Here is a 12,454-nt window from a genome sequence, read left to right as displayed (position 1 = left end):
GATTAATCGAACATGCGGTATTCGCCATCAATATACGATGGATACTGCCCGCTAGGCGGTTTGGGGAAAGGGCTGCAACGGGCAAGACCCTTGGATACGGCATCATCGAACTGAGCGATGCCGGACGATCGTTTGATTTGAACGCGGTTAGGCGTGCCATCGGCATTCAGGTCCACGCGGTACTGCAGGGCAGGGTTGCCGCGTACTTCGGAGCGGGCAGGGGTGCTGTAGACCACGCCAGGCTGCACGCAAGCGCGCACCTTGGCGGCATAGCCACCATCACCACCACCGCCACCGGCCTGGTTGCGGTCTGCAGTACCACCGGGACGACCAGGGGCACCTTCACGCATGGCGCGGCGGAATGCTTCTTCCTTGGCCTTGCGGTCGGCATCAGCCTTGGCCTTGGCGGCGGCATCAGCACGGGCCTTGCGTTCAGCGTCTGCTTTGGCTTTCGCTTCGGCGTCTGCCTTGGCTTTGGCTTCTGCATCGGCTTTGGCCTTGCGCTCGGCATCGGCCTTGGCTTTTGCGTCGGCTTCTTCCTTGGCCTTGCGATCAGCGTCGGCCTTGGCCTTGGCTTCGGCCGCTTCTTTGGCCTTGCGTTCCTGTTCCTGCTTTTCTTTCTGTTCGCGTTCGCGACGTTCAGCGGCTAGTTTGTCCTGACGCTGTTTTTCCTGACGTTCCTGTTCCAGCTTTTCTTCACGCTCTTTTTTCTCGCGTTCTTTGCGAGCCTGTTCCAAAGCGATCTCGGGATCAACTTCGGGTTCAGCAGGAGGCGTGACCTTGGCAGGCTCAGGAGGCGGCTTGGGAGCCGGAGGGGGCTCAGGTTTGGGTTCGGGCTTGGGTTCTGGCTCTGGAGCCGGTTCAGGCTCAGGCTGCGGCTCGGGTTCGGCCTCGGGGGCTTCGGGATCAGCATTGACGGCCGCATCGGGCGCGACACCGTCCATCCACAATTCGACCTGCACCGCATTGGGTGTTTTGGGCGCAGAAAAAAGGGCTCCCGCCAAAATGGCGAGCAGCAACAGCCCGTGCAGACCCAGGGCGATGAGCAAGCCGCGCCGATCTTCCTTTTGCTCAGGCGAGCGCAGCGCCTGATTGCGGGTATTGCGTGTTCTGTGCTTCATTCAGTTCAGGTTTTTCGCGCCGGATGGCGAGCACGCTATCCGGCCAGAGGTTATTTGCGAGCGTCGGAGTCGCTATTGCGATCGACGATCAGACCCAGGCGGTTGATGCCGTTGGAGCGCAGTTCATCCATCAAGCCCATGACGGTCTCGTAGGGAACCTTGCCGTCGGCGGCAATGACAACCGGGCTGTCGGCCTGCATACGCGAGCGCACTTCATTGAGCAGTGTGGACTTTTCGATGTTCATGAACTCGGAGCCCGCATCGCGCAAGCGAATGGCCAGTTTGCCGTCCTTATCAACCTGGATTTCCACCGGCTTGGCAGGCACTTCGGAGGCTTGGCCTACCGAAGGCAATTCCACCAGACCGGGGGTAATCATGGGAGCGGTGACCATGAAGATCACCAGCAGCACCAGCATCACGTCGATATAAGGGACGACGTTGATTTCATTTTTCATGCGCCGGCCGTGACGGCCGGTGCTTCCACGCATCGATGGCATCAGTTCACCTGCCGCTGCAAGATGTTCAGGAATTCGTCGATAAAGCTGTCAAAGCGGATCGAGATACGATCGAGCTCGTTGGTAAAGCGGTTGTAGGCAACCACGGCAGGGATAGCGGCAAACAGACCAATAGCCGTGGCGATCAGGGCTTCGGCAATACCGGGAGCCACCGAGGCCAGCGTGGCCTGCTGCATGCCGGACAAACCGATAAAGGCGTGCATGATCCCCCAGACGGTACCCAGCAGCCCGATGTAGGGGCTGACCGAACCGGCAGAGGCCAGGAAGTTCAGGTGTGTTTCCAGTGTGTCCATTTCGCGCTGGTAGCTGGCGCGCATGGCACGACGCGGACCGTCTAGCAGGGCAGGGCCCGAGCTTTGGCTGCGACGGGCCTTGATGAACTCGGTCATGCCAGCTTCAAAAATACGGGCCAGTGCACCGTGTTCGGCACGACGCGAGGAAATGGATTGCTGTAGCACGGCCAGATCGCCACCCGCCCAGAAGTCGTCCTCGAAACGGCGGGTCTGTTCCAGCGTGCGTTTAAGTGCAGCCCTTTTACTGAAAATATAGGCCCACGAGAGAATCGAGATTCCCAACAGAATCAGCATGACAAGCTGAACGGGAATACTGGCATCGAGAAGTAGCGAAATCAGCGACAGGTCGCTAGTAGCTTGCATGGTCAGTCCTGAACCTTTTCCAAGAGGGTACGTAAATCAGAGTCCAGCTTGCTTGGACGAAGCGTGTTGGCGTCAACGCAAACAATTTGGATGGTGCTTTGGCATAACAGTTCCTCACCTCGCAGGGCACCTTGTTCGAAATGGATGGTAGCCGAACCCAGCTGGGTAATGCGGCTGCGCACCGAGATCAAATCATCGAGCCGGGCAGGTTTGAGATATTGTATTTCAACCTTCTTGACTACGAACAGGCGTTGATTCTGCTCGGCCACATCGGATTGGTTTACGCCCAAGTTCCTGAGCCATTCTGTGCGCGCACGCTCAAAGAATTTCAGGTAGTTGGCGTAATATACGATCCCCCCAGCGTCGGTGTCCTCGTAATATACGCGAATATCAAGCCGAGCCTGGGTGTCCCACTTGTCATTAAGCATGTCGTTCGTAAAAGAGTTTATGTTGACGGGCAGGGCATGGCCCACGGCCAGCCCTGCTTGGAGTCCTTACAGCGTAGCCAGACGCTCCAGGCTGACCTGGGCAATCTGTTCCACTGGCACGTTGGTGCTGCTGGCATCACGGCGTGCCTGCATTTCAACCATGCCTTCTTTCAGGCCGCGCTCACCGATGGTAATGCGCAGTGGCACACCAATCAGCTCCCAGTCGGCAAACATGATGCCGGGGCGGGCGTCGCGGTCGTCCAGAATGACATCCACACCTTGCTCCTTGAGTTGGGTGTACAGATCAGTAGCAGTCTGACGCACAGCATCGCTCTTGGTAAAGCCGATCGGGCAGATCACGACTTCAAAAGGAGCCAGGGCGCGAGGCCAGATCATGCCGCGTTCGTCGTGGTTTTGCTCGATGGCAGCGGCTGCAATACGGCTGACACCAATGCCATAACAACCCATTTGCATGACAGCAGGTTTACCATCAGTTTCCAAAAAGGTGGCGTTCAGCTTCTTGGAGTAGACATCGCCCAGGAAGAAAACGTGGCCCACTTCAATGCCGCGCTGGATGGCCAGCTTGCCGCCTTCAGGGGCTGGGTCGCCGTGAACCACGTTGCGCAGGTCCGCCTTGATGGGTTCGGGCAGGTCGCGGCCCCAGTTCACGCCGGTGTAGTGGAAGCCTTCTTCGTTGGCGCCACAGACAAAGTCGCTCATGTTGGCCACGGTCAGGTCGGCAATTACTTGTACAGGCTGACGTGTGCCGATCGGGCCCAGATAGCCGGGCTTGCAGCCAAAGACGGCCAGAATTTCCTCTTCAGTGGCCAGACGGTGGCCTTTTTCAAAGCCGGCCAGCTTGGAAACCTTGATGTCGTTGACTTCATGGTCACCACGAACCAGCAGCAGGTAGACCGTGCTGGTGGTTTTTCCGTCTTCTTCAAGGTCAGTAGCCAGCACCACGGATTTCACGGTGGCAGTCAGGTCCAGGCCCAGTTGCTGGGCAACCAGCTCGCACTTGGGCGCGTCAGGCGTCGCTGTCTTGACCAGGGCCTGGCCAGGAGCGGCACGCTCGGCCAGCAGGCAAGGAGCTGGAGCCAGCTCGATATTGGCGGCGTAGTCGGTGTCGGGGTTGTAAACCAGCAAGTCTTCGCCGGTATCGGCAATCACCTGGAATTCATGGCTGCGCGTACCGCCAATGGAGCCGGTATCGGCAGCCACGGCACGGAAGTTCAGGCCCAGACGACCAAAGATGCGCATGTAGGCGTCATACATATTGTCGTAGCTGGCCTGGGCGTCTTCGGCGTTGCGGTCGAAGGAATAGGCATCCTTCATGGTGAATTCGCGGCCACGCATCAAGCCAAAGCGGGGACGACGCTCGTCACGGAACTTGGTTTGAATGTGGTAGAAGTTGATGGGCAGCTGGCGCCAGCTGTGGATTTCGTTGCGGGCGATGTCCGTAATCACTTCTTCGGACGTGGGCTGCAGGACGAAGTCGCGCTGGTGGCGGTCCTTGATTCGCAGCAGTTCGTCGCCATATTTTTCCCAACGGCCCGACTCTACCCAGAGTTCGGCAGGCTGGACCACCGGCATCAGCAGTTCAATGGCGCCGGAGCGGTCCATTTCCTGACGGATGATGTTTTCAATCTTGCGCAGCACGCGCAAACCCATAGGCATATAGGTATAGATACCGCCGGCCGCTTTACGGATCATGCCGGCACGCGTCATGAGCTGGTGGCTGGCAACTTCGGCCTCGGTAGGCGCTTCTTTCAGGGTATTAATGTGATACTGGCTAGCATGCATGGTAGGGAACTCGTCAGGTACGTATAATCAGATCTAATTGTATTGAATTCGTTAGAGGTGGCCTATGTTAGATCGTGAAGGCTACCGTCCTAATGTCGGAATTATCCTCGTTAATCGCAAGAACGAGGTTTTTTGGGGCAAGCGTATTCGGGAACATGCCTGGCAGTTCCCGCAAGGCGGTATCAAATACGGTGAAACACCCGTACAGGCGATGTACCGCGAACTGCACGAAGAAGTGGGCTTGCTGCCTGAGCATATCCGTATATTAGGCCGGACGCGAGATTGGCTTCGCTACAACGTGCCCAATCATTTTGTACGTCGGGAGGCGCGTGGCCATTACAAGGGCCAGAAACAAATCTGGTTCCTGTTGCGGCTGGTCGGGCGAGACAGTGATGTCTGCCTGCGTTCTTCCTCGACGCCGGAGTTTGATGCATGGCGTTGGAGTCAATATTGGGTGCCACTTGATTCAGTGATTGAGTTCAAGCGGGAAGTCTATCAGCAAGCGCTGAACGAGCTGTCGGATATTTTGTTCCGACGGCGTCAGGAAAATCGTTATTTACGTCAGCGCCTCCAAAGCGCAGTTGATGCCGATACCTTAGATAGCAGGGATCATGCGCATATTATTGGTTGAAGACGAGCGGGAAATGGCCGCATGGCTAGAGCGGGCTTTGGCGCAAAGTGGTTTTTTGCCCGATCCCGCTCACGATGCTCGTACAGCAGAAGTGTTGTTGGCGGCTCATGAGTATGATGCGGTCGTCATGGATTTGCGCCTGCCCGACAAGCACGGGCTGGTGCTTTTGCGCGAGATGCGCGAACGCGGCGATCACACTCCCGTGCTGATTCTGACCGCTCAAGGTGCCTTGCAGGATCGCGTTCGTGGTCTGAATCTGGGTGCCGACGATTTCCTGACCAAACCCTTTGCCCTGGAAGAGCTGGAAGCGCGTCTGGCGGCCCTGGTGCGGCGTAGCCGTGGCCGTGTGGCTCCTGTGGTCAGCTGTGGCTCGCTGGAATACAACCCAGAAAGCCGGGCATTCCTGCTGGACAATGCCATTGTGCATTTGACGCCGCGTGAACATGCGGCCTTGCTTGTTCTGATCAGCCGTTCCGGCATGCCTGTCGAAAAGTCCCAATTGTTTGCTCGCGTGTTCGAGCATGATAGCGACGCCAGCCCCGATGCCATCGAGGTTGTCCTGCACCGCCTGCGCAAGAAACTGGCCAATAGCGATGTACACATCGTGACGGTGCGTGGCCTGGGCTACATGCTGGAAGTGCTTGAGGCGGAATCCGGCGTTTCATGACGGCCTCTTCTCCACCCCCCGCCAATGCCTGGCAAGGCAGTTTGCGCTTTTGGCTGCTGGTACTGCTGATACCGGGGGTGGTGGCTTTACTGCTGTACGACAGCTGGGAAGACTACCTGGCCATGAATGCGGTCACGGAAAATGTCTACGACAGCGCCTTGCTGGAACCGGCCAAAGTGCTGGAGACCAGCGTGGAGTTCAATGCCGACGGCAGTTTGCGCATTGATCCGCCTTTCTACGCGCAGGTCATGCTGGAATCCCGACCGGGCAATCGCAAGTATTTCCGTGTCGAGGAAGTCACCCCTTTGGTCCGTAACCTGGGCGGTGCTGATGCCAATCAATTAAAAGGGCGTACCTTGTTGGGGATGGAAGGGCTGCCGCGCCCCTCCAATCTGGCCGACCATGAAGGCGTGCCGGTTTTCTACGACTCTTATTTCCGCAATGACACCGTACGCATGGTGGCCTTGTGGCGCGACCTGCACTACAAAGGCCAGCACAGGCAGGTTCTGGTCATGGTGGGCGAAAGCCTGGACTTGCGCCTGCGTACCCAGCAAGAAGCCTGGCGCGAAGGCATTTTCCGTAATTTGCGCATGTTGCTGCTGGCTGTGGCGCTGGTCTGGTTTGCCGTAGCGTGGGCGTTGCGTCCCTTGCAGGCCTTGCGACAGGAAGTGCGTAACCGCAGCGTGGACGATTTGCAGCCTTTGGACGAGCGCGATGTACCGCGCGAGGTGGTGCCATTGGTGCGTTCGGTCAATCACCATATTGAGCTGTACCGTTCCGTGCTGGATCGGCAGGCTCAGTTTCTGGCCGACGCCTCGCATCAATTACGTACTCCTTTGGCGATTATTCATACCCAAGCCCAGTACGCGCGCCGTGAGCCGGATATTGAGCGCGTCCGTGAATCCCTGGGGGCGATCATCAAGCAATTGGGGCAGGCAACTCGCCTGACCGAGCAGTTGTTGGCTTTGGCGCACGCCAGCCATACCACCACCATGAGCCAGGGCCAGGTGGATCTGGCCAGCCTGGGGCGTGAGGTCGTGCTGCAATACCTGCCCTTGGCGCGGGAGCATCGTCAGGACCTGGGCTGGATCGGGCCGGGTGAAGAGGGCGAGCAAGCACCTCTTTGGGTTTACGCCAGCGATGCCGAGATTCATGAATCCGTTTCCAACCTGATTCACAACGCCATCAATCACGCTGGTAGTGGCAGTGCAATTACAGTTTCTGCCGGACACGACGACAAGCTGGCCTGGATCAGCGTGACGGACAACGGCATGGGCTTGGCCGCCAGCTTGCGTGAAAGCGTGTTTGTGCGTTTTGATCGGGGCGGCCCGGCACGCAAGGGCGGACGGGGCTCAGGCTCCGGGCTGGGCTTGGCCATTGCTCTGGCTTACGCCGAGCGCAATGGCGGCACGATTGTGCTGACCGATGGCGAGCCCAACGATATGGGCGGCTACGGCTTGAAGGCGACGCTACGTTTGCCTTTGCTGCAACCCGAAGCCCCTAAACCAGCCAGCACGTAAACTAAGCCGCGTCGCTTGGGCGGGCCAGCAGATTGAATAGGGTAGAAATGTCCCAATCCCGGTGGCCCTGTTCGGCAATCTTCGCAAACTGCTCCTGAATCAAGCGGGTCGCCGGTAGCTGGGCACCGTTGCGCTGAGCCTCCTGCTGTACCAAATTCAGGTCCTTCAGCATCCAGTTCACGGTAAAGCCGGGCTGAAAGTCTCTGGCCAGCATCGTGGGGCCTTTAGTTTCCATTTGCCAGCTGCGCGCCGCGCCCTTGGTCAATACAGACAGGGCCTGCTCCATATCCAGTCCGGCGCGTTCACCAAAAGCCATGGCTTCGGCCAAACCCTGCAAAAGACCGACCACGGCAATCTGGTTCACCATCTTGCACAGTTGCCCTGATCCCAAGGGCCCCATCAAAGTGCAGGCCTGGGCGTAGTTCATCATCAGGGGGCGGGCGCGCTCCATATCTTCTGCTTGCCCACCACACATAATGCTGAGCATGCCTTTCTGGGCACCCGCCTGTCCGCCGGAAATCGGGGCGTCGATAAATGCGACTTGCTGCTTGGCCGCCAATGCGCCCAGTTCCTGGGCCACTTCGGCAGAGGCAGTGGTGTGGTCGATAAACAGGCTGCCTGCCTTCATGCCGGCCAGCGCACCGTCCGGTCCCAAAAAAATAGAGCGCAAGTCATCATCATTGCCTACACAGGCCATCACGATGTCAGCCTGTGCGGCAGCCAGGGCCGGTGTAGCAGCCCATTCCTGTTTGAATTCCGCGCTCCATTGTTCTGCCTTGGCCGGATTGCGGTTGTACACCGTCACGTGATGACCTGCCTGGGCCAGATGCCCCGCCATGGGGTAACCCATCACCCCCAGACCAATGAACGCCACTTTTTGCGGGCTGCCGGGTTCATAGTGTTTAGGCTGAATGGATGAGCTCATGGCGCGGGTCTCCTTGAAAATAATCGGTTCGGTCGTACAGCTTAGCGCAGCTTTTCCGCCTTGATCTTCGCCTGCGCGAATAAGCGGCAAAGCGTTTGAGGCTTGACGGCGTCAGGCCCCTCATGTTCTAAACCACACATAGATCTGTAATAAATGGAAGTCGCCTGTCTGGATTATGATGGGCCCACATAATTTCCTAGCTAATTAACTGGAACGTGAACCTTATGACTACTTTTGACCGTCGTCGTTTCTTGAAGCTGGCAGGTGCCACCGGACTGGCGTCTATGAGTACCTCTTTGCCATGGGCGGCGTGGGCGGCAGACGCTGCCGTACTGGAAAAAGCAAAGGCTCAAGGCCAGGCTGTTTTCTACGCCAACATCACGGCCGTAGAGCCCATCATGAAGGCCCTGCAACAAGCACAAGGCATTGAAGGCAAATACACCCGTATTTCCAGCTCCAAGTTCATCCCCACCATCCTGACCGAGTTCAACGCTGGCAAGTTGATGGCGGACGTGGTTCAGGCTCCCCTGCCCATGTTGCAACTGCTCAAAGAGCAGGGCGTGCTGATTCCTCATCAGTCCGAAGCCGTGCAGGGCTACCCCGAGTGGGCCGTTCAAGACGATTCGATTATTCAATTTGGCATCGAATATGTGTCTTATATCTATAATACGGACCACCTCAAGGCCGAGGATGCTCCACAACGCTACGAAGATCTGGCCGATCCCAAGTGGAAAGACAAGATTGTGATGGCCAACCCTTCCAACCACCCATCCACCATTGGCTGGCTGATTGGTTTGAAGGAAAAGGTCTTTAGCAGTGAAGAGCAGTGGCTGGACTTCCTGAAAGGCCTGGCTGCCAACAAGCCCATGTTTGTGGCCTCGTTTGGCCCAACCCCGGCTCCTATTGAAAGTGGCGAGAAGTTGATTGCCATTTCCATGCCCAAGTACATCGTGACCAAGTCGCCTGCGCCATTGGCCTGGGGCCCCATGTCGGATCAGCCTTTGCTGGGCTCTCCACGTGCCATCGCCCTGACCAAGAATGCGCCGCATCCTGATGCTGCCCGCGTGTTCCTGGATTACTGGCTGGGCAATGAAGCCATGGGCATTCTGGCCAACAAGGTTGGCGAATACGTCCTGGCTCCAGGGGTACATCCTCCGGTAGCAGGGATCGAAAAAGCCAAGGTCGAGCCTATTCGCGACCTGAGCGATGAAGAACTGGTCCGTTGGGGCCGCGAATTCAGCCGTATCTTCGCCGTCCGTTAATCGGGACGACGAAAACGACAGATTCGTCTAGAACGGGGCGCCTTGGCGCCTCGCCTCATTTTTATTGAAAACATTTACTCATTATGCAAATTGAAATTACCGGCCTAAGCAAGACCTATGTCTCAGAGGGCAAAACCTTCAAAGCTTTGGACAATATCAACCTGACGATTCCCGCTAATGAGTTTTTCACACTGTTAGGACCCAGCGGCTGCGGCAAAACCACGCTGCTGCGGTGCATTGTTGGTCTGGAAACCCCAGACGAGGGTGAAATCCGCATTGGGGACGAGATCGTCTGGTCCAGCGCCAAGAATATTGCTGTGCCGGTGGAAAAGCGCGGCCTGGGCATGGTGTTCCAGACCTACGCTATCTGGCCGCACATGACGGTGTTCGACAATATCGCTTACCCGTTGCAAGTGCGTGGCGAGCGCAAAGAGGTGATTCGTGAAAAAGTTGCGAACATCCTGAAGTTTGTGCAGCTGGAAGGGGTGGATCAGCGTTCCGCAACGCGTCTGTCCGGTGGTCAGCAACAGCGTGTGGCGCTGGCACGAGCCCTGGTGGCCGAGCCTAAAGTCATTCTGTTCGATGAGCCGCTCAGTAACCTGGACGCCAAGCTGCGCGAAGAAACTCGTAAAGAATTGCGTGAGTTCCTGAGCCGTCTGGACATTACTGCTGTATACGTGACGCACGACCGCGTCGAGGCACTGGCCTTGTCCAACTCCATCGCTGTGATGCGCGGTGGCAAGATTCTGGAAATTGGTACGCCTGAAAAAATTTACTTTGATGCTGATCACCGCTTTGTGGCGGACTTTATTGGTCGTGCCAACCAGATCAACGCCAAAGTGCTGGAGCAGCGTGTGGATTCCACCATTGTGGAATGCGAGCTGGGCCAACTGCATTGCAAGAAGCGCGACCTGCCCGTGGGCGCCGAGGTCACCTTGTGCATTCGTCCGGAGTTTATTCGTGTCAGCAGCCAGGCCAGTGAAGTGGGCCAGAACCTGTTCCACGGCCAAGTCCAGGCCCTGGAGTTCGTGGGTGAGTCCTACGAGGCCGAGGTCACAGTGGGTAAAGAGCAGCTCCTGGTGTGTATTGATCCGGACGTGAAGGTGAAAGAGGGCGATACCGTACGCTTTAACCTGCACCCTGAACACTGCATGCTGTTGTCGGCATAAGGGCGGGGCATCATGAATCAAACTCGCAGGCCACTTAGCTGGTCGCTTATTCTGATTGTCGGCTTTCTGACGCTGTGCCCGGTCCTGATGTTGTTGCTGGGCAGCTTCTCGCAGGGCCTGACGGCTTTTGGCTCCTTCACCACGGCTAAATATGTAGCCGCTTACACCGATCCCTTCTTGCTGGAAGTTACCTTCAATACGGTGGTTTTCGTGCTGGGCTCGTCCCTGTTCTCTACCGCGCTGGCGGTTTTCCTGGCCTACCTGAATACGCGTACGAACATGCCCATGAAAGGGGTGTTCACAGTGCTGTCCATCGTTCCCATGATGATTCCGCACTTGCTGTTCTCGGTTAGCTGGGCACTGCTGCTGAACCCGTCCAACGGCCTGATCAATATGTTCTTGCAGGACACCTTGGGTCTGCAGGAAGCGCCGCTGAATATTTATTCCCTGTGGGGCATGATTCTGGTCGAGGGCTTGTTGAACATGCCCGTGGCCTATCTGATCATTGCGCCTGCCATGGCCTCGTTTGACGTTTCCATGGAAGAGTCCTCCCGTGTATTCGGGGGCGGTCTGTGGCGTACCTTGACGCGGGTAACCCTGCCGATTCTGCGTCCAGCCATCATGGCGGCGTTCATTCTGGCGATTGTGCGGGCCTTGGCCTCTTACGCCGTACCCCGAGTTCTGGGTACGCCGGGTCGTGTGGATGTGCTGGCCACGTATCTGTTCGAGATGATCTCAACCGGCTTCGCGCCGGATTACGGAAAAGCGGCGGCGCTGGGCATGAGTGTGCTGTCGGCCTCCATTGCCCTGATTGTGCTGTACCGCTACATGACGGCAGAAAGCAGCAAGTACGTGACGATCTCCAGCCGTGGTTTCAAACCCACCCAGCTGGAACTGCGTCGCGCGAAAATCCCGCTGTTCATCATCGTGGGCATTATCAGCTTGTTGATGGTGGTGCTGCCGGTGGCTGTGCTGCTCTACACCTCCATGATTCCGTACTCCATGGTGCCTAGTGCGCGTGCTTTCTCCCTGATGAGCTGGGCGAACTGGATAGATGTCATTCAAGACCCGATCTCCAAAGTGGCCATGAAGAACAGTCTGTTCCTGGCGGTGGTCGGAGCCAGTCTGGGTGTATTGCTGTCCCTGTTTGTGGCCTATGTTGTGGTCAAGCTGCGAACACGGGCGGCGGCGCTGCTGGATACCTTGAGCTTCCTGTCCTTCTCCTTTCCGGGGATTGTGATCGGTATCGGCTTTATGTGGTTCTTTGTGCAAACGCCTTTGTATGCCACGCTGACTGCCTTGCTGCTGGCCTATATCGCTGCTTACCTGCCTTACGGTATCCGACCTTTGTCGGCCGCTTTTGTGCAGGTCCACGCTCACCTGGAAGAGTCCTCGTCGGTAGCCGGGGCCAGTTCCTGGACCACCATGCGCCGCATCATTATTCCTTTGCTGATTCCCGGTGTGGTGTCTGCCTGGATCTTGATGGCAACCATGTTCATTCGTGAGTTGACGGTGTCGGTGGTGCTGTCCCGTCCCGGTACGGAAGTGCTGGCGGTACAGGTGCTGGGCTATGCCGAAGATGGTTTGTGGGGCAAGCTCTCGGCGCTGGGGATCATCATGATTCTGATCTCTACCGTGCTGGTGCTGCTGGCCATGTATATCGGCAACTTCTACAAGCGCCGTCAAGGCACGATGTAAGTTGGGCTGATTTCAAAGGCCTGAATTCCGCAAGGGATTCAGGCCTTTGTTGTTTTTGC

General features: G+C 57.3%; 12 protein-coding genes. 6 read left to right on the top strand and 6 right to left on the bottom strand.

The features are described from left to right. Positions 1–2: 2 nt before the first annotated feature. The 5 genes from tolA to DUD43_RS14885 form a co-directional block, all read right to left on the bottom strand. The gene (tolA, locus tag DUD43_RS14905) at positions 3–1,121 is read right to left on the bottom strand and encodes a cell envelope integrity protein TolA (protein WP_153230887.1); all 1,119 of its coding nucleotides are present in this window, start codon (positions 1,119–1,121) and stop codon (positions 3–5) included. 50 nt (positions 1,122–1,171) lie between these two features. After that, positions 1,172–1,618, bottom strand: coding sequence for a protein TolR (gene tolR / locus DUD43_RS14900; protein WP_153230886.1), 447 nt, complete (start codon positions 1,616–1,618; stop codon positions 1,172–1,174). Beyond that, positions 1,618–2,292 carry a protein TolQ gene (gene tolQ / locus DUD43_RS14895; RefSeq protein ID WP_009454887.1) on the bottom strand — a complete coding sequence of 225 codons (675 nt, stop codon included), beginning with the start codon at positions 2,290–2,292 and terminating at the stop codon, positions 1,618–1,620. Before tolQ ends, tolR begins: the two co-directional genes overlap by 1 nt. Before the next feature lie 2 nt (positions 2,293–2,294). Continuing rightward, entirely contained in the window at positions 2,295–2,720 is a 426-nt protein-coding gene (gene ybgC, locus DUD43_RS14890) for a tol-pal system-associated acyl-CoA thioesterase (RefSeq protein ID WP_035273401.1), read from the bottom strand. 66 nt (positions 2,721–2,786) lie between these two features. Beyond that, positions 2,787–4,523 carry a proline--tRNA ligase gene (locus DUD43_RS14885; protein ID WP_153230885.1) on the bottom strand — a complete coding sequence of 579 codons (1,737 nt, stop codon included), beginning with the start codon at positions 4,521–4,523 and terminating at the stop codon, positions 2,787–2,789. A 64-nt stretch (positions 4,524–4,587) separates the two neighbouring features. Here DUD43_RS14885 and DUD43_RS14880 point away from each other — a divergent pair, with 64 nt between their 5' ends. From DUD43_RS14880 to DUD43_RS14870, 3 genes are read left to right on the top strand one after another with little or no spacing between them, the layout of a single operon-like run. Continuing rightward, positions 4,588–5,154, top strand: a complete 567-nt coding sequence (locus tag DUD43_RS14880; RefSeq protein WP_009454891.1) for an RNA pyrophosphohydrolase — start codon at positions 4,588–4,590, stop codon at positions 5,152–5,154. Then, positions 5,135–5,821 carry a response regulator gene (locus DUD43_RS14875; protein ID WP_153230884.1) on the top strand — a complete coding sequence of 229 codons (687 nt, stop codon included), beginning with the start codon at positions 5,135–5,137 and terminating at the stop codon, positions 5,819–5,821. The genes DUD43_RS14880 and DUD43_RS14875 overlap by 20 nt, the downstream gene beginning before the upstream one ends. After that, the gene (locus DUD43_RS14870; RefSeq protein WP_153230883.1) at positions 5,818–7,341 is read left to right on the top strand and encodes a sensor histidine kinase; all 1,524 of its coding nucleotides are present in this window, start codon (positions 5,818–5,820) and stop codon (positions 7,339–7,341) included. Before DUD43_RS14875 ends, DUD43_RS14870 begins: the two co-directional genes overlap by 4 nt. Position 7,342: 1 nt before the next feature. Here DUD43_RS14870 and DUD43_RS14865 read toward each other — a convergent pair whose 3' ends face one another. Then, on the bottom strand, positions 7,343–8,266 hold the full coding sequence (locus DUD43_RS14865; protein ID WP_153230882.1) for an NAD(P)-dependent oxidoreductase: 924 nt from the start codon (positions 8,264–8,266) through the stop codon (positions 7,343–7,345). Positions 8,267–8,490: 224 nt separating this feature from the next. Between DUD43_RS14865 and DUD43_RS14860 the strand changes: the two genes are divergently transcribed. From DUD43_RS14860 to DUD43_RS14850, 3 genes are all read left to right on the top strand, one after another. Then, a complete protein-coding gene (locus tag DUD43_RS14860) occupies positions 8,491–9,528 on the top strand; it encodes an ABC transporter substrate-binding protein (RefSeq protein ID WP_153230881.1) in 1,038 nt (345 codons plus the stop codon). A gap of 83 nt (positions 9,529–9,611) precedes the next feature. Then, complete coding sequence (locus DUD43_RS14855) at positions 9,612–10,697, top strand: ABC transporter ATP-binding protein (protein ID WP_153230880.1); 1,086 nt, start codon at positions 9,612–9,614, stop codon at positions 10,695–10,697. Between the two features lie 12 nt (positions 10,698–10,709). Continuing rightward, entirely contained in the window at positions 10,710–12,395 is a 1,686-nt protein-coding gene (locus DUD43_RS14850; protein ID WP_153230879.1) for an ABC transporter permease, read from the top strand. Positions 12,396–12,454 lie beyond the last annotated feature (59 nt).

The organism is Alcaligenes faecalis (genome assembly GCF_009497775.1).
In the GTDB taxonomy this organism is placed as follows: Bacteria; Pseudomonadota; Gammaproteobacteria; order Burkholderiales; family Burkholderiaceae_B; genus Alcaligenes; species Alcaligenes faecalis_D.
The sequence above is the reverse complement of the archived record's forward strand: the minus strand, read 5'-3'. Positions and strand labels throughout refer to the sequence as shown.

Bases quoted from the DNA above. Each gene is read 5' to 3' on its own strand.
- tolA (WP_153230887.1), bottom strand. From the start codon at position 1,121: ATGAAGCACAGAACACGCAATACCCGCAATCAGGCGCTGCGCTCGCCT.
- tolR (WP_153230886.1), bottom strand. From the start codon at position 1,618: ATGCCATCGATGCGTGGAAGCACCGGCCGTCACGGCCGGCGCATGAAA.
- tolQ (WP_009454887.1), bottom strand. From the start codon at position 2,292: ATGCAAGCTACTAGCGACCTGTCGCTGATTTCGCTACTTCTCGATGCC.
- ybgC (WP_035273401.1), bottom strand. From the start codon at position 2,720: ATGCTTAATGACAAGTGGGACACCCAGGCTCGGCTTGATATTCGCGTA.
- DUD43_RS14885 (WP_153230885.1), bottom strand. From the start codon at position 4,523: ATGCATGCTAGCCAGTATCACATTAATACCCTGAAAGAAGCGCCTACC.
- DUD43_RS14880 (WP_009454891.1), top strand. From the start codon at position 4,588: ATGTTAGATCGTGAAGGCTACCGTCCTAATGTCGGAATTATCCTCGTT.
- DUD43_RS14875 (WP_153230884.1), top strand. From the start codon at position 5,135: ATGCGCATATTATTGGTTGAAGACGAGCGGGAAATGGCCGCATGGCTA.
- DUD43_RS14870 (WP_153230883.1), top strand. From the start codon at position 5,818: ATGACGGCCTCTTCTCCACCCCCCGCCAATGCCTGGCAAGGCAGTTTG.
- DUD43_RS14865 (WP_153230882.1), bottom strand. From the start codon at position 8,266: ATGAGCTCATCCATTCAGCCTAAACACTATGAACCCGGCAGCCCGCAA.
- DUD43_RS14860 (WP_153230881.1), top strand. From the start codon at position 8,491: ATGACTACTTTTGACCGTCGTCGTTTCTTGAAGCTGGCAGGTGCCACC.
- DUD43_RS14855 (WP_153230880.1), top strand. From the start codon at position 9,612: ATGCAAATTGAAATTACCGGCCTAAGCAAGACCTATGTCTCAGAGGGC.
- DUD43_RS14850 (WP_153230879.1), top strand. From the start codon at position 10,710: ATGAATCAAACTCGCAGGCCACTTAGCTGGTCGCTTATTCTGATTGTC.